Raw genomic sequence first — 25744 nt, 5'->3', positions numbered from 1 at the left:
CTAAATCTTTGTATCCCGCCCTGATTCTCGCTACCCTCGCTTTATCCTCAATTGTACTTTTCAACCCTGACGGAAACGCCATGACTGACAAGCCCGCAAAACCGGTGACGTTTGCTCGCCTGTTGGATCGCGCCACGCGTATTCTGGCGATGCGCGATCACAGCGAAGCGGAATTCCGCCGTAAAATCATGCAGTCAGCTGCGCGTGCGGCGATGCGCAATGAGGAACAGGCTGAAGAGATCCCCGACGAGCTGCTGGAGCAGCTGGTCGCCTGGTGCTATGAGCATCAGTGGCTGGACGATACGCGTTTCGCCCAGCGTTTCGTCGTCAGCCGCAGCCGCAAAGGCTACGGCCCGCAGCGCATCCGTATGGAGCTGACGCAAAAAGGCATTGGCCGCGAGCTGGCGGAAAGCGCGCTGGCTGAGAGCGAGATTGACTGGTCCGCACAGGCTTTCGACGCTGCGGAGCGTAAATTCGGTCTGCCGCTGCCGACGGAATGGAAAGAAAAGGCCAAAGTGATGCGCTACTTACAGGCAAAAGGCTTTTTTATGGAAGATATCCAGTCGATTTTCCGAAATTATAGTGATTGAATCGAGATGGGATTTTACTTCGTACTGAAGAAAATTTATCTTATTCCCACTTTTTGTTGGTAACTCTTCACGCAGCCGTGTGGAACGCCCGCCCGGTGCAAAGGGAAGAACCTTCGTTAGCGTATTCCAGGATATTTATGAGCAAGAGTACTGCTGAGATCCGTCAAACGTTTCTCGATTTTTTCCATAGCAAGGGACATCAGGTTGTTGCCAGCAGCTCCCTCGTACCGAATAACGATCCGACGTTGCTGTTTACCAACGCCGGGATGAACCAGTTTAAAGATGTTTTCCTGGGGCAGGACAAGCGCAGCTACTCGCGTGCCACCACTTCACAGCGCTGCGTACGCGCCGGTGGTAAACATAACGATCTGGAAAACGTCGGCTATACCGCACGTCACCACACCTTTTTTGAAATGCTGGGCAACTTCAGCTTTGGCGACTATTTCAAAAAAGAAGCTATCGCCTTCGCATGGGAGCTGCTGACCTCCGCGTCATGGTTCAACCTGCCGAAAGAGCGTCTGTGGGTGACTGTCTATGCGACCGATGACGAAGCGTATGATATCTGGGCCAACGATATCGGCGTGCCGCATGAACGCATTATCCGCATCGGCGACAACAAGGGCAGCGCTTACGCGTCAGATAACTTCTGGCAGATGGGCGATACCGGCCCGTGCGGCCCGTGCAGCGAGATTTTCTACGATCATGGCGACCATATCTACGGCGGCCCGCCGGGCAGCCCGGAAGAGGATGGCGATCGCTATATCGAGATCTGGAACATCGTGTTCATGCAGTTCAACCGTCAGCCTGACGGCACCATGCTGCCGCTGCCGAAGCCGTCGGTAGACACCGGCATGGGTCTGGAGCGTATCTCCGCCGTGCTGCAGCATGTGAACTCCAACTATGAAATCGATCTGTTCCAGAAGCTGATCAAAGCCGTTGCGGAAGTGACCGGCGCCACCGACTTAAGCAATAAGTCGCTGCGCGTTATCGCCGACCATATCCGCTCCTGCGCCTTCCTGATCGCCGATGGCGTGATCCCGTCCAATGAAAACCGCGGCTACGTGCTGCGCCGCATTATTCGTCGCGCGGTGCGTCACGGCAACATGCTGGGTGCCAAAGGCAGCTTCTTCTATAAGCTGGTCGGTCCGCTGATTGAGGTCATGGGCAGCGCTGGCGAAGATCTGCAGCGCCAGCAGGCACAGGTTGAGCAAATTCTGAAAAGCGAAGAAGAGCAGTTCGCTAAAACCCTGGAGCGCGGTCTGGCGCTGCTGGATGAAGAGCTGGCTAACCTGCAGGGCGACACGCTGGATGGTGAAACGGTGTTCCGTCTGTATGACACCTTCGGCTTCCCGGCGGATCTGACGGCGGATGTCTGCCGCGAACGCAATCTGAAAATCGACGAGCAGGGCTTCGAAAAGGCGATGGAGCAGCAGCGTCAGCGCGCCCGTGAAGCCAGCGGCTTCGGCGCCGACTACAGCAATGTCATCAGCATTGATGCCGCTTCGGCGTTTAAAGGCTATGACAGCCTGGCGCTGAAAGCCGCGATCACCGCGATCTACGTCGACGGCCAGCCTGCTGATGAGATCAGCGCCGGTCAGGAAGGCGTGATTGTGCTGGACGAAACGCCGTTCTATGGCGAATCGGGCGGCCAGGTCGGCGATACCGGCGTGCTGAAAGGCGTTAACGCCGAATTCCGCGTCAGCGATACGCAGAAATATGGTCAGGCTATCGGCCATATTGGCAAACTTGCTGCCGGCCATCTGCGCGTCGGCGATCGTCTGGATGCGCAGGTTGATGAGGCGCGTCGCGCGCGTATTCGTCTGAATCACTCCGCCACGCACCTGCTGCATGCGGCGCTGCGTCAGGTCCTGGGCGATCATGTGGCGCAGAAAGGCTCGCTGGTTAACGATAAGTACCTGCGTTTCGATTTCTCCCATGCGGAAGCGATGAAGGCGCAGGAGATCCGTCAGGTTGAGGATATCGTCAACGCGCAGATCCGCCGCAACCTGCCGGTTGAGACCAATATCATGGATCTCGAAGAGGCGAGGGCGAAGGGCGCGATGGCGCTGTTCGGCGAAAAATATGACGCGCGCGTGCGCGTGCTGAGCATGGGCGACTTCTCCACCGAGCTTTGCGGCGGCACGCATGCCAGCCGTACCGGCGATATCGGCCTGTTCCGCATCACTTCCGAATCGGGCACCGCTGCCGGCGTGCGCCGTATCGAAGCGATCACCGGTGAAGCCGCGCTGGCGCAGGTGAACGCGCAGGCTGAGCAGTTGCAGGATATCGCGCAGCTGGTGAAGGCCAACAGCAGCAACCTGAATGAAAAAGTGCGTGCCGTGCTGGAGCATACGCGCGCGCTGGAAAAAGAGCTGCAGCAGCTGAAAGATCAGCAGGCGGCGCAGGAAAGCGCCTCGCTGAGCAGTAAAGCGGTTGATATCGGCGGCGTTAAGCTGCTGGTCAGCGAGCTGAGCAATGTAGAACCGAAGCTGTTGCGCACCATGGTTGATGATTTGAAAAATCAGCTGGGCTCGGCGGTCATCGTGCTGGCTACCGTGGCGGAAGGGAAGGTCTCCCTGATCGCCGGCGTAACCAAAGATCTGACCGACCGCGTGAAGGCGGGCGAACTGATTGGCGCGGTCGCGCAGCAGGTCGGCGGCAAGGGCGGCGGTCGCCCGGATATGGCCCAGGCGGGCGGCACCGATGCACAGGCGTTGCCTGCGGCATTGGCCGGCGTCGAGTCCTGGGTTGCCTCCAGGCTGTAAGAGATAAAAAAAGCAGTGCGGAAAGCGCCGCGGATCTCCTCCGTTGGCGCTTTTTAATGCAATCCGTACTCTGTAATAACAAAGTCAGGTTGCGGGTAATGATTTCGGCTAAACTAACTATCAGCAGAATGTATTGGCGTGACAAGATGCTTTGATGTATTTGTCATCATCTACGTTTAGCGCTATATGATGGATAATGCCGGGGACCCGACAGGCCCGACTCTTTTAATCTTTCAAGGAGCAAAGAATGCTTATTCTAACTCGTCGAGTTGGTGAAACCCTCATGATTGGCGATGAGGTGACGGTAACGGTACTGGGCGTCAAAGGTAACCAGGTACGTATCGGCGTGAACGCGCCGAAAGAGGTTTCAGTACACCGTGAAGAGATCTATCAGCGCATTCAGGCTGAAAAGAGCCAACCTCAGTAAAAAAGCTATACCGAATCGCGCGCCTCGCTCCTTTATAGTGAGGCGCAATGCATTTCCCCGCCCAATCTTTTCTTCCACGTTTTATGCCAGTTTGTGAACTCCTCCCGGTTTCGCTGTTGATTAATCACTCTTTTTGTCGGCAAAACATGCAAATTGCGTGGCTTTTGTGCAAATGAAAATTTGTTGGGAAAAATTGTTTGACTTATAAGTCCGGGAAAGTAATATGTGCGCCACGCAGTGCCGATGAGCGGAAACAAAGTTCAGCAGCACAGTTCGTAAGAACGCGTAAGGTGAGGTGGCCGAGAGGCTGAAGGCGCTCCCCTGCTAAGGGAGTATGCGGTCAAAAGCTGCATCGAGGGTTCGAATCCCTCCCTCACCGCCATTTTTTGAGATGCATCCGTAGCTCAGCTGGATAGAGTACTCGGCTACGAACCGAGCGGTCGGAGGTTCGAATCCTCCCGGATGCACCATCTCAGCAATTGTGAAGTAAATCGATACAGCGTTAGCAGCCTGTGTCACGGTGAGTTGTCAGCACCCTGCGTTATACAAGAATGTGTTATGCATCCGTAGCTCAGCTGGATAGAGTACTCGGCTACGAACCGAGCGGTCGGAGGTTCGAATCCTCCCGGATGCACCATATTCTCAGAAGAAAGTGACTTTCTTCCCCGGTATATCTTCAGGCAGTTGCAGTTCCCTCAGTTTTTCCGATGCATCCGTAGCTCAGCTGGATAGAGTACTCGGCTACGAACCGAGCGGTCGGAGGTTCGAATCCTCCCGGATGCACCATCTTCTTCTCTTGTGTTATCTCTTCCCGGTTGCCTCCAGCGTTATCCTGTTACCCCCTCTGATTCTGTTGTTTCCCTGTGTTACCCGCTTTATGCTGTCTGATTGCCCCTGTTCTCATCGCCTATTCTCTTTCTTCGCGCGTCGCTAACTCCCTGACCTTTTTCTGATTCCTGAATTCTTCAATGGATTCAAAGCATTTGCTGTTCATTGCTACCGGCGACAATCTGCCTGCTTTACGTTAAAGTAAAGGTGCGTTTATTCATTGCCGGGAGAGGATATGTACGATCGTTATGACGGACTGATTTTCGATATGGACGGGACTCTCCTGGATACCGAGCAGACGCATCGTCAGGCGTGGGCGCACGTGCTGGCGCGCTACGGTATGACGTTTGACGAGCAGGCGATGATTGGGCTTAACGGCTCGCCGACCTGGCGCGTGGCGCAGTTTATCATTGCCGGCCATCAGGCCGATCTCGACCCTCACCGGCTGGCGGCGGAGAAAACCGCAGCGGTTAATACCATGCTGTTCGACAGCGTGCGTCCGTTGCCGCTGATTGAGGTGGTTAAGGCGTATCACGGTCGCAAACCGATGGCGATCGGCACCGGCAGCGAACACGCCATGGCCGAGGCGCTTTTGCAGCATCTGCAGCTGCGCCACTATTTTGACGCGCTCGTCGGCGCGGACGATGTGCAGCGTCACAAGCCTGAACCCGATACATTTCTGCAGTGCGCCGCGCTACTGGGCGTACCGCCGCAAAAGTGCGTAGTGTTTGAAGATGCCGATTTCGGCCTTCAGGCCGCGCGCGCCGCCGGCATGGACGCGGTGGATGTCCGTCTGTTGTGAGTGACCTGCTGAGCTTCGGCGCGTTATTCAGCAGCAGCTTTTTGAGCGCTACGCTGCTTCCGGGCAGCTCTGAACTCGTGTTGGTTACGCTGTTACTGGCCGGGAAGCTCCCGGCATTAGGGTTGGTTTTTGTTGCAGCCGTGGGGAATACGCTCGGCGGGTTAACAAACGTGGTGATTGGTCGCCTGCTGCCGCAAAAGCAGGGGCGATGGCATGACACAGCAATGGCGTGGTTGCGTCGGTTGGGTCCTGCAGCATTGCTGTTCAGCTGGCTACCGCTGATTGGCGATCTGCTGTGCGTTCTGGCCGGTTGGTTGCGTTTCTCTTGGCTGCCGGTAGTGCTGTTTCTGGCTATCGGGAAAACCCTGCGTTACGTGGTGGTCGCGACTGCAACTTTACAGGGCATGGCGTGGTGGCATTGATTCACATGGAATCGGGGCTACGGTTAACATTATGCTGAACAAAAATAAATTATTCTCTGAGCGGGAGGTCACTTTGATCCCGGACGTATCACAGGCGCTTTCCTGGCTGGAAGCTCACCCTGACGCCCTGAAAGGTATTGGTCGCGGCATTGAGCGTGAAACACTGCGCGTCAGGCCCGACGGCAAGCTGGCTACTACCGGCCATCCATCTCATCTCGGCGCAGCGCTGACCCATAAATGGATCACCACTGACTTCGCCGAATCGCTGCTGGAATTTATCACCCCCGTCGATCGGGATATCGATCATCTGCTCGCTTTTCTGCGCGATATTCATCGTCACGTGGCGCGCGAGCTGGGCGAAGAGCGTATGTGGCCCTTCAGCATGCCCTGCGTGATTGAAAACAGCGATGATATTCAGCTGGCGCAGTACGGCAGTTCGAATATCGGCCGCATGAAGACGCTCTATCGCGAAGGGTTGAAAAACCGCTACGGCGCGCTGATGCAGACCATTTCCGGCGTGCATTATAACTTCTCGCTGCCGCTCTCTTTTTGGCAGGCCTGGGCTGGCGTGAAGGATGAGGAAAGCGGCAAAGAAGCGATCTCTGCCGGCTACCTGCGCCTGATCCGCAATTACTATCGCTTCGGCTGGGTGATCCCTTATCTGTTTGGCGCCTCGCCGGCGGTCTGTTCGACCTTCCTGCAGGGCAAAGAGAGCAGCCTGCCGTTTGAACGCAACGAGCGCGGCATGCTCTGGCTACCCTATGCGACTTCGCTGCGCTTAAGCGATCTGGGCTATACCAATAAATCGCAAAGCAGCCTGGGCATCACCTTCAATACGCTCGACGGTTATGTCGACGCGCTGAAAAACGCCATTAAAACGCCGTCTGAAGAGTATGCGCGTATGGGGGTGAAGGATGAGGAAGGACGCTGGCTGCAGCTGAATACCAACGTGCTACAGATCGAAAACGAGCTGTACGCGCCGATTCGACCTAAACGCGTCACCCGCTCTGGCGAAGCGCCTTCCGACGCGCTGGCGCGTGGCGGCATTGAGTATATCGAAGTGCGTTCGCTCGATATCAATCCGTTCTCACCGGTAGGCGTTGATGAGACGCAGGTGCGCTTCCTCGACCTGTTCCTGATTTGGTGTACCCTGGCGGATGCGCCTGAGATGAGCAGCGCCGAACTGCAGTGCGCGCGTAAAAACTGGAACCGCGTTATTCTGGAAGGCCGTAAGCCGGACCAGACCATCGCCATGGGCTGCGAAGATGCGCAACAGCCGCTGACGGACGTGGGTAAGGCGCTGTTCGCCGATCTCAGCCGCGTAGCGGAAGTGCTGGATCGTCAGTCTGAGGGCACGGAATATCAGCAGGTCTGCGATCGTCTGGTCGCCTGTTTCGACGATCCTGCGCTAACCTATTCCGCACGCATTCTGCAGGCGATGCTGGATAACGGCATCAGCGGTACCGGGCTGGCGTTGTCCGAACAGTATCGTCAGATGCTAACGGACGAGCCGTTAGAGGTGTTAACGCCGGAAGATTTCACTCAGGAAGCGTCACGCTCGCATACGGCGCAACAGGCGCTGGAAGCGGCGGATACGCTCAGCTTTGAGGCGTTTCTGGCAGGGAAGAAAGGCTAGAAAAGAAAAAGGCCACATCACTGTGGCCAAATTAACATCTCTGTTGTCAGGGATGATGATAACAAATGCGCGTCTTTCATATATTCAGACGCACGGCGAACAGAAAAGTTTCATCGTTCACAAAAAATTTTTAGCTGAGGTAACAATATGCCATTGCTGGACAGTTTTACCGTTGACCATACGCGTATGGCCGCACCGGCGGTACGCGTAGCGAAAACCATGAATACGCCCCATGGCGATACCATCACCGTCTTCGATCTGCGCTTCTGCGTGCCGAATAAAGAAGTGATGCCTGAGCGCGGTATCCATACGCTGGAACACCTGTTCGCAGGCTTTATGCGTAATCACCTGAACGGCGACGGCGTAGAAATTATCGATATCTCTCCGATGGGCTGCCGCACCGGCTTCTACATGAGCCTGATCGGCACGCCGGCGGAGCAGCGCGTAGCTGACGCCTGGAAAGCGGCGATGAACGACGTGCTGAAAGTGCAGGAGCAAAATCAGATCCCGGAGCTGAATGAATATCAGTGCGGCACCTACCAGATGCACTCGCTGGATGAGGCGAAAGATATCGCGCGTCATATCATCGAGCATGATGTGCGCGTTAACCATAACGACGAACTGGCGCTGCCGAAAGACAAGCTGAAAGCGCTGGAAATTCACTGAGCGTGACGTTGAAAAAAAAGGCCGCGAATGCGGCCTTTTTTATTGGGAGGCGTCAGGAATTGACGCTGGTTTTCAGCGGCTGCTGCGGCGTGATCCGCACCTGCTTCACCATGTTGTCCTGCACGTCGAGAATATCGACGTCGTAGTTCGCTACCTGAATGCGGGTGCCGGCCTGCGGGATCTCTTCCAGTTCCTCCAGCAGCATGCCGTTGATGGTACGCGCCTCTTCCTGCGGAAGGTGCCAGTTAAAGGCCTTGTTGATTTCGCGCACGTTGGCGCTGCCTTCAATCAGCACTGAACCGTCGCTCTGCGGCATCACCTCTTCCGCCAGAGAAGGGGACATCGAGGTGGTAAAGTCGCCGACAATCTCTTCCAGAATATCTTCGATGGTGACCAGGCCTTTGATATCGCCATACTCATCTACCACCAGACCCACTTTCTTCTTGTTGCGCTGGAACTTCACCAGCTGCACATTCAGCGGCGTGCCTTCCGGCACAAAATAGATTTCATCGGCGGCGCGCAACAGGTTCTCTTTCGTGAACTCTTTCTTCTCGGTCATCATGCGCCAGGCTTCACGCACGCGCAGCATCGCCACCGCGTCGTCCAGCGAGTCGCGGAACAGCACGATGCGGCCGTGAGGCGAATGGGACACCTGACGTTCGATAGACTTCCAGTCATCGTTGATATTGATGCCGACAATCTCGTTGCGCGGCACCATGATGTCATCGACGTTGACCTTTTCTAAATCCAGCACCGACAGCAGCATATCCTGATGGCGACGCGACATCAGCGAGCGCGATTCGTAGACAATGGTGCGCAGCTCATCTTTGCTCAGCGCACCGCTGATCGCCCCGTCAGACTTGATGCCGACCATCCGCATCAGCAGGCGGGTGATGGTGTTCAGCAGCCACACCAGCGGCATCATGACGATCTGCAACGGGCCGAGCAGCAGGCTGCTGGGGTAGGCGACTTTCTCCGGATAGAGCGCTGCCACGGTTTTTGGTAACACCTCGGCGAAAATCAGCACCGCGAAGGTCAGTATGCCGGTGGCGATAGCGACGCCCGCATCACCATATATGCGCATGCCGACGATAGTGGCCAGCGCGGAGGCGAGAATGTTGACCAGGTTATTGCCGATCAGCACCAGGCTTATCAGACGATCGGGGCGACGCAGCAGCTTTTCGACGCGGCGCGCGGCGCGGTTGCCGTTGCGCGCCTTATGGCGCAGGCGATAGCGGTTAAGGGTCATCATGCCGGTCTCGGAGCCGGAAAAGTAAGCCGAGACCAGGATCATCACAACCAGCGTAATAATCAGTGTGGTGGTTGAAACATGTTCCAACGCGGAATCCTTGTAATTGCCAGTCAGTGGGTAAGCAGGTGCTGCAAAACACGGCTGCCGAAGTAGGACATGGTTAACAGCAACGCGCCGCCGCAGTTAAACCAGACGACGCGGCGACCGCGCCAGCCTTCATGATAGTGTCCCCAGAGCAGAACGACATAAACAAACCAGGCCAGTATCGACAGCACCGCTTTATCGACGTTCTCGGGCGAGAAGAGATTTTTCATGTAAAACAGGCCAGTGCATAGCACCAGCGTCAGCAGAACGACGCCAACCTGCGTGATATGAAACATTTTGCGCTCGATGGTCATCAGCGGCGGCATATCGTTGCTAAACGCCAGCCGCTTGTTCTTCAGCTGATAATCGATCCACGCCAGCTGCAGCGCGTAGAGCGCGGCGATAATCAGCGTGGCGTAGGCGAACAGCGCCAGACCGATATGGATCATCATACCGGGCGTCGCCTCCAGATGCGTGATAAACGCATTGGGCACAAAGGTGGCGAAGGCGAGGTTGATCAGCGCGAAGCTGTAGACAATCGGCAGCAGCACCCAGCCGCGATTGCGCGAGGCGACGATGGTCATGATGATGCAAATCAGCAGGCTGACCAGCGAACCAATGTTAAGCAGGCTAAGGTTCTGACCGCCATTAACAAAGATACGTTGCTGCAGCGCTACCGCGTGCGCGGCCAGCGCCAGCGTCGCGGATAGCACGGCCATGCGTCGCCATGCGCCGCTATTCCGCAGCAGGCTGGGAACGATGAGCGCGAGGCTAAATGAGTAGGCAAAGAGCGCCAGAATCGCAAAAGCAGACATAGAATGTGGTCAAGTATCGGGAAGATGAAGAAAAAAGCAGTATAGCGCCAGCCTGAGTTTGCTCCAAACGTTCTCACTGCCGATTGCAGAGATCGGCAATGCTTCGTGTTATAATCCGCCGCATTGTGTCGCCCAGGCGGCTCTGTTTTATCGTGAGCGAGAGACAATGTTTGATAATTTAACCGATCGATTGTCGCAAACCCTGCGCAATATCAGCGGCCGCGGAAGGCTGACAGAAGAGAACATTAAAGAAACTCTGCGTGAAGTACGCATGGCACTGCTGGAGGCGGACGTTGCGCTGCCGGTGGTGCGTGAGTTTATCAACCGCGTCAAAGAGCGCGCGGTAGGGCATGAAGTCAACAAAAGCCTGACCCCGGGCCAGGAATTCGTCAAAATCGTGCGCAACGAGCTGGTTGAGGCGATGGGCTCGGAAAACCATGCGCTCAACCTGGCAGCGCAGCCGCCGGCGGTGGTGCTGATGGCCGGCCTGCAGGGCGCGGGTAAAACTACCAGCGTCGGCAAGCTCGGCAAGTTCCTGCGCGAAAAGCACAAGAAAAAAGTGCTGGTGGTTTCTGCGGACGTTTATCGCCCGGCGGCGATCAAGCAGCTGGAGACGCTGGCACAGCAGGTGGGCGTGGACTTCTGTCCCTCTGACCTGAGCCAGAAACCGGTCGACATCGTTAACAACGCGCTGAAAGAAGCGAAGTTGAAATTCTACGATGTGCTGCTGGTGGATACCGCCGGCCGTTTGCACGTCGATGAAGCGATGATGGATGAGATTAAACAGGTTCACGCCGCGATTAACCCGGTGGAAACCCTGTTTGTCGTCGACGCCATGACCGGCCAGGATGCGGCGAACACCGCGAAGGCGTTCAATGAAGCGCTGCCGTTAACCGGCGTGATCCTGACGAAAGTGGACGGCGACGCCCGCGGCGGCGCGGCGCTCTCTATTCGTCATATCACCGGCAAGCCAATCAAATTTATGGGCGTCGGCGAGAAAACCGAGGCGCTGGAGCCGTTCTATCCCGATCGCCTCGCATCGCGCATCCTCGGCATGGGCGACGTGCTGTCGCTGATCGAAGATATCGAAAGCAAGGTTGACCGCGAGCAGGCTGAGAAGCTGGCGAACAAGCTGAAAAAAGGCGACGGCTTCGATCTGAACGACTTCCTGGAGCAGCTGAAGCAGATGCGCAACATGGGCGGTATGGCCAATCTGATGGGCAAACTGCCGGGCATGGGCCAGCTGCCGGATAACGTCAAGTCGCAGATGGACGATAAAGTGCTGGTGCGCATGGAGGCGATGATCAACTCCATGACGCGCAAAGAGCGTGAAAAACCTGAGATAATCAAAGGCTCACGCAAGCGCCGTATCGCCGCAGGCTCCGGAATGCAGGTGCAGGATGTGAACCGCATGCTGAAGCAGTTCGACGATATGCAGCGCATGATGAAGAAGATGAAAAAGGGCGGCATGGCGAAAATGCTGCGTGGAATGAAGGGCATGATGCCGCCGGGCTTCCCGGGGCGTTAAGCCGTTGCATTGAAAAGTCTGAAGGGTTGCTCAGTTTCGATTGCTTTTTGCGCCAAAATGAGTAAAATTTTCGGGCTTTTTATACGACACCCGGGCCCCGTTCCTCGATGGGGCCCGGTTGTTTTATTAACTGAAGAGGATGTTATGGTAACAATTCGTTTGGCACGTCACGGCGCGAAAAAGCGTCCGTTCTATCAGGTTGTCGTTACTGACAGCCGCAACGCACGCAATGGTCGTTTCATTGAGCGCGTAGGCTTCTTCAACCCGATCGCTTCTGGTCAGGCTGAAACTCTGCGTCTGGACCTGGACCGCATTGAACACTGGGTTGGCCAGGGTGCAACGCTGTCAGATCGCGTTAACGCGCTGATCAAAGAAGCTAAAAAAGCAGCTTAATCTGTCACGGTGGTTAGCATGAGCAAACAACTCGCCACACAGCCTCCCGTCAATCCAGTGACCCTGGGTAAAATGGGAGCCGCCTACGGCATTCGGGGTTGGCTCAAAGTGTTTTCATCCACCGAAGACGCCGACAGCATTTTTGACTACCAGCCCTGGTTCATTCAGCGCGCCGGCAAATGGCAGCAGATTGAGCTGGAAAGCTGGAAGCACCACAATCAGGACATGATCATCAAAGTCAAAGGCATTGACGATCGTGATGCGGCGGCGCAGTTGACCAACTGTGAAATTTTGGTCGACGCCACGCAGTTGCCAGCGCTGGAAGAGGGTGATTACTACTGGAAAGACCTGATGGGTTGCAAGGTAGTTACCGTCGACGGCTATGAGATGGGCAAAGTCATTGATTTGATGGAAACCGGCTCAAACGACGTACTGGTCGTTAAGGCAAACCTGAAAGATGCGTTCGGTGTGAAAGAACGGTTAATTCCGTTTCTTGATGAACAGGTTATCAAGAAAGTCGATCTCACTACCGGCACCATTGAAGTAGATTGGGATCCTGGTTTTTGACCTCCGAACAAAACGGTAATACAACGGCGCGCGCTATGTGGATTGGTGTTATCAGCCTGTTTCCAGAGATGTTTCGCGCAATTACCGATTACGGGGTAACTGGCCGGGCAGTAAAAAATGGCCTGCTCAGCGTTCAGAGCTGGAGTCCTCGTGACTTCACTCATGACCGGCATCGCACCGTGGACGATCGTCCTTACGGCGGCGGTCCGGGAATGCTGATGATGGTGCAACCCTTGCGGGACGCCATCCACGCAGCGAAAGCGGCGGCGGGAGAGGGCGCTAAGGTGATTTATCTGTCACCTCAGGGGCGTAAACTCGATCAAAACGGGGTTTGCGAACTGGCGACGCAGCAGAAGTTAATTCTGGTTTGCGGGCGTTATGAAGGGATCGATGAGCGCGTAATTCAGACCGAAATCGATGAAGAATGGTCGATCGGCGATTACGTTCTCAGCGGTGGCGAACTGCCAGCAATGACCTTGATTGATTCAGTGGCCCGGTTTATACCTGGCGTGCTGGGCAAGCAGGCGTCGGCCGACGAAGATTCGTTTTCGGAAGGCTTGCTGGATTGTCCGCACTATACCCGACCTGAGGTGTTAGAGGGGCTGGAGGTTCCGTCAGTATTGCTGTCGGGCAACCATGCTGAAATTCGCCGCTGGCGTCTGAAACAGTCGCTTGGCCGTACCTGGCTTAGAAGACCTGAACTTCTGGAAAACCTGGCTCTGACTGAAGAGCAAGCAAAGTTGCTCAGCGAATTCCAGCGTGAATTCAATGCGCAACAAAACGATGATGCGGAAGGTTAATCTTCCGGTACGATCAGTTTACCCAGGATAAGAGATTTAATTATGAGCAACATTATCAAGCAACTTGAACAAGAGCAGATGAAGCAGGACGTACCTTCTTTCCGTCCGGGTGACTCCGTGGAAGTGAAAGTATGGGTCGTTGAAGGTTCTAAAAAGCGTCTGCAGGCATTCGAGGGCGTGGTTATCGCTATTCGTAACCGCGGTCTGCACTCTGCATTCACTGTTCGCAAAATTTCCAACGGCGAAGGCGTTGAGCGTGTATTCCAGACTCACTCTCCGGTCGTTGACAGCATCACTGTGAAACGTCGTGGTGCCGTGCGTAAAGCGAAACTGTACTACCTGCGTGAGCGTACTGGTAAAGCAGCTCGTATCAAAGAGCGTCTTGGCTAAGTATTCGCGCAAGCGACATCTTAAAGTTAATAGCAATAAAGGGGTTGGCATCTGCCAGCCCCTTTTTTTTGTCTTGCACGCCTGACCGGAAGAGGAAGGGGGAAAGGCGCGTAGCCGCCTTCGCCGCTATCGACCTGAATCGGCAAGAAAATCCTCACGGCGCAGATGATAAATCGCTGCCATCACCGGACCTTTCTTCAGCACGATCAGGCCATAGCGCAGATCGATAAAATGCGCGCCGCAGCTCAGCGCGACGGCACGGCTGGCATGGTTGTTTTCCGCAGCAAGGATCTCAATAGTCTCTACGCCGGGCTGGCGAAACCCCTCGCGCGCCAGCTGCAGCACTGCCTGGCGCGCGACCCCTTTGCGTTGTTCCCGCTTACGCACCCAATAGCCAATGGCGCTCAGCTCCGCCGGATTTTGCGCATAGCGCAGGCCCGCTGCGCCCAGAAAGCGATGATCCTCAGCGGCGAAAATCCCCATTTCATTGGCTTCGCCTTCCTCCCGCTGCCGATCGAGCCAGACGAACCATTCGGCCGCCTCCTGTGGCTGGTAATCCTTATGCGCCCACACCATCCAGGGCTGCAGTTCAGCCAGCGATTCATTCACTGCTTCAGCGTAATCAGCCGCATCGGAAGCCTGCATCGGACGTAGATAAATTTCCATGACATCTCCATACCGGGCGTTATACGCCACCATTGATCGCGCTCAGCTCGCGATAAGGTTTTGTTGTAGCAGCTATTGTTGCTTACTTTGACCATGCTGGCTGCAATTAAACCTGTTTTTTGCATGCTGCGATAAAAGTTTAATGTAAAGTAAAATGTACATTAAGGTATTTTGATTTTATCGCCTGCGTTAATTTAATTGCATTAAAAACATGTAGTTAGGATTGATTTCCTTGTTGCGCCAATTCATGCGGTAAAAAATATGTACACAGGAATGCCCAGCTGTATTTGCTGTGTTACATTATTGGCTTCACCGCAATGACGAAAAAACCCAGGACGAGACGAGGATCGCAAAATGCAGAAAGACGCGCTGAACAATGTGCATATCGCAGAAGAACAGGTTCTGATTACGCCGACGCAGCTGAAACAGAAGTTTCCGCTGAATGCGCAGCTGGAAGCGCAGGTCAGCGCTTCGCGTCAAACAATTGCCGATATCATTGCCGGCCGGGATCATCGGCTGCTGGTGGTATGCGGTCCCTGTTCTGTTCACGATCCTGAGGCGGCCCTCGTCTATGCGCGCCAGCTAAAAGATCTCTCCGAGCAGCTGAAGGATCAGCTCTATATCGTCATGCGTGTCTATTTCGAAAAGCCGCGTACCACGGTGGGCTGGAAAGGCTTGATCAACGATCCTTACATGGACAACTCGTTTGATGTGGAAGCGGGCCTGCATATTGCTCGTCAGCTGCTGGTGAACCTGGTGGAAATGGGCCTGCCGCTGGCGACCGAAGCGCTCGATCCCAACTCGCCGCAGTACCTGGGCGATCTGTTCAGCTGGTCTGCTATCGGCGCGCGCACCACCGAATCGCAAACCCATCGCGAAATGGCATCCGGCCTTTCGATGCCGGTGGGCTTTAAAAACGGTACTGACGGCAGCCTGGGCACCGCGATAAACGCGATGCGCGCCGCGGCAATGCCGCACCGTTTTGTCGGCATTAATCAAAGCGGCCAGGTCTGCCTGTTGCAGACGCAGGGCAATCCTGATGGCCATGTGATTTTGCGCGGCGGCAAGGCGCCTAATTACAGCCCGGCGGACGTGGAGCAGTGCGAAAAAGAGATGGTGAAAGCGGGACTCCGCCCGGCGCTGATGATAGATTGCAGCCATGGCAATTCAAATAAAGATTACCGTCGTCAGCCTGGCGTCGCTGAATCTGCGGTTGCGCAGATCAGAGACGGCAACCGTTCGATTATCGGCCTGATGCTGGAGAGCAACCTCAACGAGGGCAACCAGTCTTCAGAACAGCCGCGCAGCGCTATGCAGTATGGCGTGTCAGTGACCGACGCCTGCATTAGCTGGGAAAGCACCCAACAGCTGCTGCGCGCCATTCATCAGGATTTAAACGGCGTGCTGGCGGCGCGTGCGTCACAGGAGCATTAAAAGAAGATGGTGGCTGAACTGACCGCGCTGCGCGATAAGATTGATGAAGTGGATAAAGGGCTTTTAGAGCTGCTGGCGAAGAGGCTGGCGCTGGTCGCCGAAGTGGGCGAAGTGAAAAGTCGCTACGGCCTGCCGATCTATGTGCCGGAACGCGAAGCGTCTATGCTGGCTTCCCGGCGTAAAGAGGCCGAGGCGCTTGGCGTCCCTCCTGACCTTATCGAAGATGTGCTGCGTCGCGTAATGCGGGAATCTTACTCCAGCGAAAACGACAAAGGTTTCAAAACGCTCTGTCCGGAACTGCGTCCGATCGTTATCGTCGGCGGGAAAGGGCGCATGGGCCAGCTGTTTGCAAAGATGCTCGCGCTTTCCGGTTATCAGGTAAAGCTGCTGGATAAAGAGGAGTGGCCGCAGGCGCCTGCACTGCTGGCGGATGCCGGCATGGTTATCGTCAGCGTGCCGATTCATCTGACGGAGCAGGTCATCGCCCAGCTGCCGCCGTTGCCGCATGATTGCATCCTGGTGGATATCGCCTCGGTGAAAAACCGCCCGCTGCAGGCGATGCTGGCGGCGCATTCCGGTCCGGTGCTGGGGCTGCATCCGATGTTCGGCCCGGATAGCGGCAGCCTGGCGAAGCAGGTGGTGGTCTGGTGCGACGGGCGTCAGCCGGAAGCCTATCAGTGGTTTCTGGAGCAGATTCAGGTCTGGGGCGCGCGTCTGCACCGTATCAGCGCGGTAGAACACGATCAAAACATGGCCTTTATTCAGGCGCTGCGCCATTTCGCCACCTTCGCTTACGGCCTGCATTTGGCTGAGGAGAATGTGCAACTGGATCAGCTGCTGGCGCTCTCTTCACCGATTTATCGTCTGGAGCTGGCGATGGTAGGAAGGCTGTTTGCGCAGGATCCCCAGCTTTATGCCGATATCATTATGTCGTCGGAAAGTAACCTGGCGCTGATCAAACGCTATTACCAGCGCTTTGGCGAAGCGATTACCCTGCTGGAGCAGAGTGATAAACAGGGCTTTATCGACAGCTTCCGGAAAGTGGAGCAGTGGTTCGGCGACTACGCGCCGCGCTTTATGCGCGAAAGCGGTACGTTGTTGCGCTCAGCGAACGATAATCGCGTGTAGAACGCGATTATCAATAAAAAAAAGCCCGTCGCTGGACGGGCTTTTTTGCGTCACGCCTGTGGCGGCTGACCGTTTGATGCGGTGATGCCGCCATCTACCGGCAGGTTGACGCCAGTGATGTAGCGCGCATCGTCGCTGGCGATAAAGGCGATGGCGGCAGCGAGTTCTTCCGCTTCGCCCGGACGCCCCAGTGCGATGCGCTCGTTAAACTTCGCCATCAGCTGCGCATTATCCTTCATCTCTGCCGTCATATCGGTAATCGTCAGGCCTGGGCAGATAGCGTTGACGCGCACGCCATCCTTACCGTAATCCATCGCCAGCGAGCGGGTAAGGTTGGTAATGGCACCCTTCGCGGCATTATAAATACTCATACCCCAGTCGCCGCCCAGCCCGGAAACGGAGGAGATGTTGACGACATTGCCGCGGCTTTCCAGCAGCGCGGGCATAAATGCGCGGGTACAGTAGAAAACCCCATCCAGATCGGTCGACATCACTTTGCGCCACTCTTCATCGCTGGCCTGATGGATTTTCCCTGATGTATTCACGCCGGCATTGTTAAGCAGAACATCCACGCGGCCGTAGTGCTGCTGCACCTGTTCCGCCAGCGCCTCTACCTCTTCCTTTTTTGATACGTCCGCCACCACCACCAGATGGTCGCCGCTTTTCAGGCGGGCAAACGTATTGTTCAGTTTTTCGCGGGTACGACCGACCAGCACCACGCTGGCCCCTTCTTCAGCAAAGCGCTGCGCGCTTGCCGCGCCGATGCCAGAGCCTGCGCCGGTGACGATCACAACCTTATTACTGAAACGTTCCATTATGCCTCCTTGTTGATGACAACTCGCTAATCCCAATGATTAACAGCCTATTAAGCCTGGCATACTGATGGCACATGCCAGCGCGATAAGCGTAAATTAAGGTTAACTCTTTGTTTTTATGCGTTTATTAATCTTTAGGAATTATTAATGAGCGACTGGCGGTAGATACCAACGTACGGCTAACGCTTCACGACGACAGCCTGAGCGTGGCGAAACGGCGGCCCGACCAGGCTGCGCCGCTGCGTGTAGGTCAGGCAAGGAAAGAGAGCATCAAGGGGGGAGCGCCAGCCCGCCCAGGCTGCGCCGCTGCATGCGAAACGGGGAGAACATGCAGACAGGTTGAGCGCCAGCCTGAGGCCGGCGCGTCGCTTTACTGCGGATCGACCGGAACGACGTTCTCGCCCGGGTAGCAACCCAGCACTTTCAGTGAACGGGTCATCGCGCGCAGTTCCTGCAGCGCCTGCTGCATCTGCGGTGTACGCAGATTGCCCTGCACATCGAGATAGAACATCTCTTCCCAGGGATTGCCGTTAATCGGACGCGATTCCAGCTTGCTCATAATAAGGTTGTGCTGACGCAGCACCAGCAAGGCGTCAACCAGTGCGCCGGCCTGCTGCCCGGTCGCCATGATTAGCGTGGTTTTCGCCGGTACCTGTTCCGAAACGTCGACAGGCTTGCGCGCCAGGATAATAAACCGGGTAATGTTCTGCTGCTGGTTCGCCAGATTACGTTCCAGTACCTGCAGATGATACAGCGCGCCGCCCGCCTCGTTGCCCAGCGCGGCAGCCTTTGGCGAATTAAGTGCTGCGACCTTTTCCATCGCCGCGGCGGTGCTTTCGGTATATTCAATCTTCCAGTGCGGAAAACGATTAATGAACTGGCTGCACTGCTGGAAAGGCTGCGGATGGCTGTAAACCGTTTCGATTTGCTGCAGGTCGGTCGTACCGCTTACCAGCACGCAGTGATCGATAGGCACTGTCATCTCGCCAACGATGGAGAGGCTGGTTTGCTGCAGCAGATCGTAAACCTCATTGATCGAACCGGAGCTGGTGTTCTCAATGGGCAGGACCGCGTAGTCCGCCCGGCCACTTTCGACTTCCTGAATAATGTCATGGAATTTCAGGCAGCCACTTTCAATCACATTGGCAAAGTGGCGGGCGCCATATTTACGCGCTGCCAGATGGGAATAGGAGCCTTTTGGACCGAGAAAAGCGATGCGCGCCGACTGCCGATCGGTTTGGTTGAGGTGTTTCTGCAACAATGCCTGCTGGGTAAGAACGGAATCTTCGATAATTAGCTGAAAGAGGCGGGTAATAAAATGGGCGTCGAGCTGGTGGGCGTGGCCAAGGGCGATCAACCGTTCAAGCAGATCGCGTTCGCGATCGATATCGCGTATCGGCCGATGCGTGGCCATTTTCGCTTTCGCCACCTCAATAGCCAGCGCTCGCCGTTCGGAGAGCAGCCCCAGTAACTGTTCATCAATGGCGCTGATCTTATCGCGCAGGGCGAGTAACGGATTTTCCGATGTCATAGCTTTACCTGTCAGATGTCCATAATAAAAAAGCCTCCCGGTTGGGAGGCTTTGCAGTTCGTCTTCGCTTTCTTTTTCCTGCGACGAAACGCCTCCCGGTCAGGGGAAGGTAAAGAAGCTAAAAAAGAAAGCGAAGAAAAACGTCGGGTTCATAGCAGGGCCTGTTTCAGATGGATGCGGTTAAAGTAACCGCAGCGTTTTACTACTGTCAATAAAAAACGCGCCCGAAGGCGCGTCTGTTAATGAGGGTACCCGCAGTAGGGCGGGCACCGGGTAATCATTCTTCGCTTTCAGGCGTGAGATCTTTCACGCTAACGGCGGCGCGGCGCGCTTCGCCTTTGTGCTGCACCTTATTCAACTGACGCTCCAGTTTGTTGATCAGCTCATTAATGGCGGCATACATATCTTCATGCGTTGCGCTGGCGATCAGCGGGCCATTAGGCGTATTGATAGTAGCGTCGGCCGCATACTCTTTCGGTTCTCTCGACAATACAATATGCGGGTTGATCAGGTGGGTTTGCCATTTTTCAAGCTTGGAGAGACGGTCTTCGACATGTTGGCGGATAGCCGGGGTGATTTCTATTTGTTTGCTGGTAATGTTCACAATCATCAGGTTTACCTCTCTGTCATTTCCGTCGTGGTAAGTTCAGCATAACGTGTCATACGCTTATTTTTGTGATCAATGTCACATTAAACTGTCACTTTTTGTCAAGGAAATGAAATCTGTGAGGGGTTACGGTAAATGCGCGCATTTCCCTTGTCGAATAGCGTCGCAGGCTGCACACTTGATAAGTTAACCGTGGCCGATTTGCAAAATATCGGCGCTTTTAACCGCAAAAAAGCAGCCCGAGGGCTGCTTTTTTATTGCGCAAAGAAAGAGAGCGGCGCGGCGGATCAGGCCTGATTTGCGGCAATGATTTTCGCCACTTTATCCGCTTCAGCGTTCAGCTGAAGTTTGCGGTAGGCGTTTTCCATTAGCGGCAGGGCGGTGCGTGTCGCCTGCGTATCCGGATAATCCTTCAGCATCTGCTCAACACGATTGACAACCGCGACATAGGCTTCGCGTTTCGTGTAGAATTGCGCCACGGAAAGCTCATATTTAGCCAGACGGTCCTTCAGGTAGACCAGGCGCTTACGCGCATCGGTCGCATACTGGCTGTTTGGATAGGTGCGCAGCAGCTGTGAGAAGTCGCGAAACGCGGCGCGGGCATGTTCCGGATCGCGATCGGAACGATCGATACCAAAGAACCCCTGCAGCGCGGAATCGTCTAACGCCATATCCGTCAGGCCTTTCATATACAGAACATAATCGATGTTCGGATGTGTCGGGTTCAGACGCATAAAGCGGTCAATGGCGGCCTGCGCCATCGGCAGATCGGCGTTTTTATAGTAAGCGTAGATCAGATCCAGCTGAACTTGTTGGGCGTAAGGGCCAAATGGATAGCGGTTATCCAGCGCTTCCAGTTGCGTTATTGCGCCTTTAAAGTTACCGTCCTGCAGTTTTTGCTGAGCCGTTGCATAAAGCTCAGAAGGCGGACTGTCAGGCACTTGATCCTTAGAGCTTGAACAACCCGCAAGAGCCAGGCTCAACGTGGCTGCAGCCACCAGATATTTCATACGCGTCATGACGATTTGATTATCCTCAGAGTGTGTTATTGCGGAAGCTGTCCGTTAAGCTCCCGATAGTGACCAGGTACGATAGCACATTATATTAAACGGCATCGCCGTGAAAACCCAACGTTAACGAAGAAGCTCTTTATGGCACAACAAGTAAAACTCACCGCAACGGTTGCCGAATCGCAACTCGGACAACGCTTAGATCAGGCTTTGGCGGAATTGTTCCCTGATTATTCGCGTTCACGTATAAAAGAGTGGATTCTCGGTGGTCAGGTGAGCGTCAACGGTAAGACGGTTGATAAGCCTAAGGAAAAAGTGTTGGGCGGCGAAGCCGTTGCAATACAGGCTGAAATTGAAGAAGAGATGCGCTGGGAAGCGCAGGATATTCCACTGAATATCGTTTATGAAGATGAGCATATTTTGGTCATCAATAAGCCGCGCGATCTGGTGGTGCATCCGGGCGCAGGCAATCCGGACGGCACGGTGCTGAACGCGCTGCTGCACTATTATCCGGCGATCTCTGACGTGCCGCGCGCCGGCATTGTTCACCGTCTCGATAAAGACACCACCGGCCTGATGGTGGTAGCGAAAACCGTTCCGGCGCAAACGCACCTGGTTGAATCGCTCCAGCTGCGCGAAATCACCCGTGAATATGAAGCAGTGGCGATCGGCAATATGACTGCTGGCGGCATCGTCGATGAACCGATCAGCCGTCACTCGACCAAGCGCACCCATATGGCCGTCCATCCGATGGGCAAGCATGCCGTTACCCATTACCGCGTAATGGAGCATTTCCGCGCCCATACCCGTCTGCGCCTGCGTCTGGAAACCGGACGCACGCATCAGATCCGCGTGCATATGTCGCATATCAACCATCCGCTGGTGGGTGATCCGCTCTACGGCGGCCGTCCGCGTCCGCCGAAAGGAGCGTCCGATGCGTTTATCGCTACGCTGCGTGGTTTCGATCGCCAGGCGCTGCACGCCACTATGCTGCGTCTTTACCATCCGGTTACCGGCATCGAAATGGAATGGCATGCGCCGCTGCCGCAGGATATGGTCGATTTGATCGACGCGCTGAAAGCTGATACCGAAGCGTTTAAAGATCAGCTGGACTGGCTATGAGCGATCTGATTGTTCCTGACTGGCCCGCGCCGGCCTCGGTGCGTGCCTGTAGTACGACGCGCGCCGGCGGCGTCAGCGCGGCGCCGTGGGACTCGCTGAATCTGGGCGATCACGTTGGCGATCGACCGGAGGATGTGTTGGCGAACCGTACTCGTCTGCAGAAGATGGCCGCCTTGCCGGCCATGCCTTACTGGCTTGAACAGGTGCATGGCACCGATGTGGTACGTCTGGACGGCCAGCCGACAGCGATGCGCCGCGCGGATGCGGTCTGGAGCAATCAGCCTGGCGCCGTGTGCGCGGTCATGACGGCGGACTGCCTGCCGGTGCTGTTCTGTTCATTCGATGGCAAAGAGATCGCCGCCGCGCATGCCGGATGGCGCGGGCTATGTGCAGGCGTACTGGAAAATACGCTTCGTCAGTTTTCCGCGCCGGCAGAGGCGATCCACGTTTGGCTGGGCCCGGCAATAGGGCCAGACGCCTTTGAAGTTGGCCCGGAAGTGCGAGACGCCTTTATGGCGCACGATCCCGCCGCGCAGCACGCGTTCCGCGCCAGCGGAGCGAAGTTTTACGCCGATCTCTGGCTGCTGGCGCGTCAGCGCTTAACGACCCAGGGCGTCACCTCGATCAGCGGCGGCGGACGCTGCACCTGGCAGGAATCTGCTCAATTTTTCTCCTGGCGACGCAGTGGTACTACCGGCCGTATGGCAAGTTTGATCTGGCTGATATAACCTTACGCCACAAGACGATCCAGGGTGCGCTTTTTTTCACCATAATACAGGTCAACCATCTTGAAATTCTGAGGGACGTCCTCATTTCATCTCCAGTAGCATTTTGACCTGTATTGGGAGGAATCATGCGTCTGGATCGTCTTACTAACAAATTCCAGCTTGCGCTCGCCGATGCTCAATCCCTTGCCCTCGGGCGCGATAACCAGTTCATAGAACCTCTTCACTTGATGAGCGCGCTGCTCAGTCAGGAAGGCGGCACAGTCCGTCCGTTACTGACTACCGCTGGCGTGGATGTCGCAGGATTACGTAATGGCGTAGACCAGGCTATCAGCCGTCTGCCGCAGGTAGAAGGCGCTGACGGCGACGTCCAGCCCTCTGCCGATTTGGTGCGGGTTCTCAACCTGTGCGACAAGCTGGCGCAAAAGCGCGGCGACAACTTTATATCATCTGAATTATTTGTTCTGGCTGCCCTCGATTCACGCGGCTCGCTGGCTGATTTGCTGAAATCGGCCGGCGCGACAAACGACAAGCTGACGAAGGCTATCGAACAAATGCGTGGAGGAGAAAACGTGAACGATCAGGGGGCTGAAGATCAGCGCCAGGCACTGAAAAAATACACCATCGATCTCACCGAGCGCGCCGAGCAGGGCAAGCTTGACCCGGTTATCGGCCGTGACGAAGAGATCCGCCGCACTATTCAGGTGCTGCAGCGCCGCACCAAAAACAACCCGGTATTGATCGGCGAGCCCGGCGTCGGTAAAACCGCCATTGTCGAAGGGCTGGCGCAGCGTATCGTCAACGGCGAAGTGCCGGAAGGGTTGAAAGGCCGACGCGTGCTGGCGCTTGATATGGGTGCGCTGGTGGCAGGGGCCAAATATCGTGGCGAATTCGAAGAGCGTCTGAAAGGCGTGCTGAACGATCTATCAAAACAGGAAGGCAACGTCATTCTGTTTATCGACGAGCTGCACACCATGGTCGGCGCCGGCAAAGCGGATGGCGCGATGGATGCGGGCAATATGCTGAAACCTGCGCTGGCGCGCGGCGAACTGCACTGCGTTGGCGCCACCACGCTGGATGAGTATCGTCAGTATATTGAGAAAGATGCTGCGCTGGAGCGCCGCTTCCAAAAAGTATTCGTCGCGGAGCCAGGCGTCGAAGATACCATCGCCATTCTGCGCGGATTGAAAGAGCGCTATGAGCTGCATCACCATGTGCAGATCACCGACCCGGCGATTGTCGCCGCCGCGACGCTGTCGCATCGCTATATCGCCGATCGCCAGCTGCCCGATAAAGCGATCGACCTGATTGACGAAGCGGCGTCGAGCATTCGTCTGCAAATCGACTCTAAACCGGAGCCGCTGGATCGGCTGGAACGCCGCGTTATTCAGCTGAAGCTGGAACAGCAGGCGCTGAAGAAAGAGTCGGACGAGGCGAGCCAGAAGCGTCTCGAAATGCTGGAAGATGAACTCGGCCAGAAAGAGCGCGAGTATGCTGAGCTGGAAGAGGAGTGGAAAGCGGAGAAAGCTTCGCTCTCCGGCACGCAAACTATCAAGGCGGATCTGGAACAGGCAAAAATCGCGCTGGAGCAGGCGCGTCGCTCCGGTGACCTTGGCCGCATGTCTGAGCTGCAGTACGGTAAAATTCCTGAACTGGAGAAACAGCTGGCGGCGGCGACGCAGTCGGAAGGTAAGACAATGCGCCTGCTGCGCAACCGTGTTACCGATGTCGAAATCGCCGACGTGCTGGCGCGCTGGACCGGTATTCCGGTGGCGCGCATGATGGAAGGCGAACGCGAAAAGCTGCTGCGCATGGAGCAAGATCTGCATCAGCGCGTTATCGGTCAGAACGAAGCGGTCGAGGCGGTATCCAATGCGATACGCCGCAGCCGCGCCGGTCTCTCCGATCCCAATCGTCCGATTGGCTCGTTCCTCTTCCTGGGGCCGACCGGGGTCGGTAAAACCGAGCTGTGCAAAGCGCTGGCTAACTTCCTGTTCGACAGCGACGACGCCATGGTGCGTATCGATATGTCGGAGTTTATGGAGAAACACTCCGTTTCGCGGCTGGTGGGCGCGCCTCCGGGCTACGTCGGCTATGAGGAGGGTGGCTACCTGACCGAGGCGGTACGCCGTCGGCCTTATTCAGTCATCCTGCTGGATGAAGTAGAAAAGGCGCATCCGGATGTCTTTAACATTCTGCTGCAGGTGCTGGATGACGGTCGGCTGACCGACGGGCAGGGGCGAACCGTCGACTTCCGTAATACGGTAGTGATCATGACTTCTAACCTCGGTTCCGATCTGATTCAGGAGCGTTTCGGCGAACTGGATTACGGTGCGATGAAAGATGTCGTTATGACGGTAGTCGGGCATCACTTCCGTCCGGAATTCATCAACCGTATAGATGAAGTAGTGGTGTTCCATCCGCTGGGTGAGCAGCACATCGCCTCGATTGCCAATATCCAGCTGCAGAGACTGTACAAACGGCTGGAGGATCGCGGCTATGCCGTACAGATGTCGGAAGAGGCGCTGAAGCTGCTGGGACAAAATGGTTACGATCCTGTTTATGGCGCACGGCCGTTGAAACGCGCTATTCAGCAACAGGTGGAAAACCCACTGGCACAGCAGATACTTTCCGGCGCGCTGGTGCCCGGCAAGACGGTGCAAATCGACGTTCGCGACGGCATTATCGTCGCTCATCAGTAAGCACAATCAAGAAAATGGGCCGGCAGGCCCATTTTTTTT

At 55.7% G+C, this 25744-nt stretch carries 25 protein-coding genes, 4 tRNA genes and 1 other annotated feature; of the genes, 22 read left to right on the top strand and 7 right to left on the bottom strand.

The genetic code is table 11. The features are described 5' to 3' along the window. Positions 1-80: 80 nt before the first annotated feature. The 11 genes from C2E15_RS16695 to luxS all read left to right on the top strand — a co-directional run bounded on the left by C2E15_RS16695 (position 81) and on the right by luxS (position 8136). Positions 81-590, top strand: a complete 510-nt coding sequence (locus C2E15_RS16695; RefSeq protein ID WP_104958360.1) for a regulatory protein RecX — start codon at positions 81-83, stop codon at positions 588-590. Positions 591-727: 137 nt separating this feature from the next. Next, positions 728-3355: an alanine--tRNA ligase gene (gene alaS, locus C2E15_RS16690; RefSeq protein ID WP_104958359.1), complete on the top strand. Its 2628-nt coding sequence runs from the start codon at positions 728-730 to the stop codon at positions 3353-3355. Positions 3356-3602: 247 nt separating this feature from the next. Beyond that, on the top strand, positions 3603-3782 hold the full coding sequence (gene csrA / locus C2E15_RS16685; RefSeq protein WP_038624529.1) for a carbon storage regulator CsrA: 180 nt from the start codon (positions 3603-3605) through the stop codon (positions 3780-3782). 289 nt (positions 3783-4071) lie between these two features. After that, a tRNA-Ser gene (locus C2E15_RS16680) sits at positions 4072-4164 on the top strand. An 11-nt stretch (positions 4165-4175) separates the two neighbouring features. After that, positions 4176-4252, top strand: a tRNA-Arg gene (locus C2E15_RS16675). Between the two features lie 90 nt (positions 4253-4342). Next, positions 4343-4419: transfer RNA gene (locus tag C2E15_RS16670), tRNA-Arg, on the top strand. Positions 4420-4491: 72 nt separating this feature from the next. Next, positions 4492-4568, top strand: a tRNA-Arg gene (locus C2E15_RS16665). 277 nt (positions 4569-4845) lie between these two features. Further along, a complete protein-coding gene (gene yqaB / locus C2E15_RS16660) occupies positions 4846-5412 on the top strand; it encodes a fructose-1-phosphate/6-phosphogluconate phosphatase (RefSeq protein WP_104958358.1) in 567 nt (188 codons plus the stop codon). Then, positions 5409-5834, top strand: coding sequence for a YqaA family protein (locus C2E15_RS16655; RefSeq protein ID WP_104958357.1), 426 nt, complete (start codon positions 5409-5411; stop codon positions 5832-5834). Before yqaB ends, C2E15_RS16655 begins: the two co-directional genes overlap by 4 nt. A gap of 31 nt (positions 5835-5865) precedes the next feature. Next, complete coding sequence (gene gshA, locus C2E15_RS16650) at positions 5866-7470, top strand: glutamate--cysteine ligase (RefSeq protein WP_104958356.1); 1605 nt, start codon at positions 5866-5868, stop codon at positions 7468-7470. 147 nt (positions 7471-7617) lie between these two features. Further along, positions 7618-8136 (top strand): S-ribosylhomocysteine lyase, encoded by a 519-nt coding sequence (gene luxS, locus C2E15_RS16640; RefSeq protein WP_104958354.1) that lies wholly within the window; start codon positions 7618-7620, stop codon positions 8134-8136. Positions 8137-8188: 52 nt separating this feature from the next. Here luxS and C2E15_RS16635 read toward each other — a convergent pair whose 3' ends face one another. Together C2E15_RS16635 and C2E15_RS16630 are read right to left on the bottom strand one after the other, a co-directional pair. Further along, complete coding sequence (locus tag C2E15_RS16635) at positions 8189-9475, bottom strand: HlyC/CorC family transporter (RefSeq protein WP_104958353.1); 1287 nt, start codon at positions 9473-9475, stop codon at positions 8189-8191. Between the two features lie 23 nt (positions 9476-9498). Continuing rightward, a complete protein-coding gene (locus C2E15_RS16630; RefSeq protein WP_104958352.1) occupies positions 9499-10287 on the bottom strand; it encodes a cytochrome C assembly family protein in 789 nt (262 codons plus the stop codon). Between the two features lie 166 nt (positions 10288-10453). On the opposite strand from C2E15_RS16630, the gene ffh reads away from it, so the two are divergent. From ffh to rplS, 5 genes are all read left to right on the top strand, one after another. Then, positions 10454-11815, top strand: coding sequence for a signal recognition particle protein (ffh, locus tag C2E15_RS16625; protein ID WP_104958351.1), 1362 nt, complete (start codon positions 10454-10456; stop codon positions 11813-11815). A gap of 144 nt (positions 11816-11959) precedes the next feature. Then, positions 11960-12208 carry a 30S ribosomal protein S16 gene (gene rpsP / locus C2E15_RS16620; RefSeq protein WP_038624540.1) on the top strand — a complete coding sequence of 83 codons (249 nt, stop codon included), beginning with the start codon at positions 11960-11962 and terminating at the stop codon, positions 12206-12208. Between the two features lie 18 nt (positions 12209-12226). Further along, positions 12227-12775 carry a ribosome maturation factor RimM gene (gene rimM, locus C2E15_RS16615; protein ID WP_104958350.1) on the top strand — a complete coding sequence of 183 codons (549 nt, stop codon included), beginning with the start codon at positions 12227-12229 and terminating at the stop codon, positions 12773-12775. Positions 12776-12810: 35 nt separating this feature from the next. Further along, complete coding sequence (gene trmD, locus C2E15_RS16610) at positions 12811-13575, top strand: tRNA (guanosine(37)-N1)-methyltransferase TrmD (protein WP_174705319.1); 765 nt, start codon at positions 12811-12813, stop codon at positions 13573-13575. A 42-nt stretch (positions 13576-13617) separates the two neighbouring features. After that, positions 13618-13965, top strand: a complete 348-nt coding sequence (gene rplS, locus C2E15_RS16605; protein WP_104958349.1) for a 50S ribosomal protein L19 — start codon at positions 13618-13620, stop codon at positions 13963-13965. A 126-nt stretch (positions 13966-14091) separates the two neighbouring features. Here rplS and C2E15_RS16600 read toward each other — a convergent pair whose 3' ends face one another. Next, a complete protein-coding gene (locus C2E15_RS16600; RefSeq protein WP_104958348.1) occupies positions 14092-14631 on the bottom strand; it encodes a GNAT family N-acetyltransferase in 540 nt (179 codons plus the stop codon). 354 nt (positions 14632-14985) lie between these two features. Between C2E15_RS16600 and C2E15_RS16595 the strand changes: the two genes are divergently transcribed. Then, complete coding sequence (locus C2E15_RS16595; protein ID WP_104958347.1) at positions 14986-16065, top strand: 3-deoxy-7-phosphoheptulonate synthase; 1080 nt, start codon at positions 14986-14988, stop codon at positions 16063-16065. A 6-nt stretch (positions 16066-16071) separates the two neighbouring features. Then, positions 16072-17193 carry a bifunctional chorismate mutase/prephenate dehydrogenase gene (gene tyrA / locus C2E15_RS16590; RefSeq protein WP_104958346.1) on the top strand — a complete coding sequence of 374 codons (1122 nt, stop codon included), beginning with the start codon at positions 16072-16074 and terminating at the stop codon, positions 17191-17193. 50 nt (positions 17194-17243) lie between these two features. Here the strand turns inward: tyrA and budC are convergent, their stop codons facing one another. The 3 genes from budC to raiA all read right to left on the bottom strand — a co-directional run bounded on the left by budC (position 17244) and on the right by raiA (position 20149). Continuing rightward, entirely contained in the window at positions 17244-18008 is a 765-nt protein-coding gene (budC, locus tag C2E15_RS16585) for a meso-2,3-butanediol dehydrogenase (protein ID WP_104958345.1), read from the bottom strand. 370 nt (positions 18009-18378) lie between these two features. Beyond that, positions 18379-19539, bottom strand: coding sequence for a bifunctional chorismate mutase/prephenate dehydratase (gene pheA, locus C2E15_RS16580; protein WP_104958344.1), 1161 nt, complete (start codon positions 19537-19539; stop codon positions 18379-18381). A gap of 23 nt (positions 19540-19562) precedes the next feature. Next, positions 19563-19693 (bottom strand) — a sequence feature (Phe leader region). Positions 19694-19816: 123 nt separating this feature from the next. Beyond that, complete coding sequence (gene raiA / locus C2E15_RS16575; protein WP_104958343.1) at positions 19817-20149, bottom strand: ribosome-associated translation inhibitor RaiA; 333 nt, start codon at positions 20147-20149, stop codon at positions 19817-19819. A gap of 132 nt (positions 20150-20281) precedes the next feature. On the opposite strand from raiA, the gene C2E15_RS21780 reads away from it, so the two are divergent. After that, positions 20282-20443, top strand: a complete 162-nt coding sequence (locus C2E15_RS21780; RefSeq protein WP_167391892.1) for a hypothetical protein — start codon at positions 20282-20284, stop codon at positions 20441-20443. On the opposite strand, the gene bamD is transcribed toward C2E15_RS21780, so the two are convergent. Further along, the gene (gene bamD / locus C2E15_RS16570) at positions 20434-21165 is read right to left on the bottom strand and encodes an outer membrane protein assembly factor BamD (protein WP_038624555.1); all 732 of its coding nucleotides are present in this window, start codon (positions 21163-21165) and stop codon (positions 20434-20436) included. The genes C2E15_RS21780 and bamD overlap by 10 nt on opposite strands. 132 nt (positions 21166-21297) lie before the next feature. Here bamD and rluD point away from each other — a divergent pair, with 132 nt between their 5' ends. The 3 genes from rluD to clpB all read left to right on the top strand — a co-directional run bounded on the left by rluD (position 21298) and on the right by clpB (position 25705). Then, positions 21298-22278: a 23S rRNA pseudouridine(1911/1915/1917) synthase RluD gene (rluD, locus tag C2E15_RS16565; protein WP_104958342.1), complete on the top strand. Its 981-nt coding sequence runs from the start codon at positions 21298-21300 to the stop codon at positions 22276-22278. After that, positions 22275-23006 (top strand): purine nucleoside phosphorylase YfiH, encoded by a 732-nt coding sequence (gene yfiH, locus C2E15_RS16560; RefSeq protein WP_104958341.1) that lies wholly within the window; start codon positions 22275-22277, stop codon positions 23004-23006. The genes rluD and yfiH overlap by 4 nt, the downstream gene beginning before the upstream one ends. Positions 23007-23131: 125 nt before the next feature. Continuing rightward, complete coding sequence (gene clpB, locus C2E15_RS16555) at positions 23132-25705, top strand: ATP-dependent chaperone ClpB (protein WP_104958340.1); 2574 nt, start codon at positions 23132-23134, stop codon at positions 25703-25705. The last annotated feature ends 39 nt before the right edge of the window (positions 25706-25744 follow it).

The organism is Mixta gaviniae (genome assembly GCF_002953195.1).
Classification (GTDB): domain Bacteria; phylum Pseudomonadota; class Gammaproteobacteria; order Enterobacterales; family Enterobacteriaceae; genus Mixta; species Mixta gaviniae.
Note: the sequence above shows the minus strand (reverse complement) of the source record. Positions and strands in the feature narration are given on the sequence as shown.

Bases quoted from the DNA above. Each gene is read 5' to 3' on its own strand.
- C2E15_RS16695 (WP_104958360.1), top strand. From the start codon at position 81: ATGACTGACAAGCCCGCAAAACCGGTGACGTTTGCTCGCCTGTTGGAT.
- alaS (WP_104958359.1), top strand. From the start codon at position 728: ATGAGCAAGAGTACTGCTGAGATCCGTCAAACGTTTCTCGATTTTTTC.
- csrA (WP_038624529.1), top strand. From the start codon at position 3,603: ATGCTTATTCTAACTCGTCGAGTTGGTGAAACCCTCATGATTGGCGAT.
- yqaB (WP_104958358.1), top strand. From the start codon at position 4,846: ATGTACGATCGTTATGACGGACTGATTTTCGATATGGACGGGACTCTC.
- gshA (WP_104958356.1), top strand. From the start codon at position 5,866: ATGCTGAACAAAAATAAATTATTCTCTGAGCGGGAGGTCACTTTGATC.
- luxS (WP_104958354.1), top strand. From the start codon at position 7,618: ATGCCATTGCTGGACAGTTTTACCGTTGACCATACGCGTATGGCCGCA.
- C2E15_RS16630 (WP_104958352.1), bottom strand. From the start codon at position 10,287: ATGTCTGCTTTTGCGATTCTGGCGCTCTTTGCCTACTCATTTAGCCTC.
- ffh (WP_104958351.1), top strand. From the start codon at position 10,454: ATGTTTGATAATTTAACCGATCGATTGTCGCAAACCCTGCGCAATATC.
- rpsP (WP_038624540.1), top strand. From the start codon at position 11,960: ATGGTAACAATTCGTTTGGCACGTCACGGCGCGAAAAAGCGTCCGTTC.
- rimM (WP_104958350.1), top strand. From the start codon at position 12,227: ATGAGCAAACAACTCGCCACACAGCCTCCCGTCAATCCAGTGACCCTG.
- trmD (WP_174705319.1), top strand. From the start codon at position 12,811: ATGTGGATTGGTGTTATCAGCCTGTTTCCAGAGATGTTTCGCGCAATT.
- rplS (WP_104958349.1), top strand. From the start codon at position 13,618: ATGAGCAACATTATCAAGCAACTTGAACAAGAGCAGATGAAGCAGGAC.
- C2E15_RS16600 (WP_104958348.1), bottom strand. From the start codon at position 14,631: ATGGAAATTTATCTACGTCCGATGCAGGCTTCCGATGCGGCTGATTAC.
- C2E15_RS16595 (WP_104958347.1), top strand. From the start codon at position 14,986: ATGCAGAAAGACGCGCTGAACAATGTGCATATCGCAGAAGAACAGGTT.
- tyrA (WP_104958346.1), top strand. From the start codon at position 16,072: ATGGTGGCTGAACTGACCGCGCTGCGCGATAAGATTGATGAAGTGGAT.
- budC (WP_104958345.1), bottom strand. From the start codon at position 18,008: ATGGAACGTTTCAGTAATAAGGTTGTGATCGTCACCGGCGCAGGCTCT.
- pheA (WP_104958344.1), bottom strand. From the start codon at position 19,539: ATGACATCGGAAAATCCGTTACTCGCCCTGCGCGATAAGATCAGCGCC.
- raiA (WP_104958343.1), bottom strand. From the start codon at position 20,149: ATGATTGTGAACATTACCAGCAAACAAATAGAAATCACCCCGGCTATC.
- C2E15_RS21780 (WP_167391892.1), top strand. From the start codon at position 20,282: ATGCGCGCATTTCCCTTGTCGAATAGCGTCGCAGGCTGCACACTTGAT.
- bamD (WP_038624555.1), bottom strand. From the start codon at position 21,165: ATGACGCGTATGAAATATCTGGTGGCTGCAGCCACGTTGAGCCTGGCT.
- rluD (WP_104958342.1), top strand. From the start codon at position 21,298: ATGGCACAACAAGTAAAACTCACCGCAACGGTTGCCGAATCGCAACTC.
- yfiH (WP_104958341.1), top strand. From the start codon at position 22,275: ATGAGCGATCTGATTGTTCCTGACTGGCCCGCGCCGGCCTCGGTGCGT.
- clpB (WP_104958340.1), top strand. From the start codon at position 23,132: ATGCGTCTGGATCGTCTTACTAACAAATTCCAGCTTGCGCTCGCCGAT.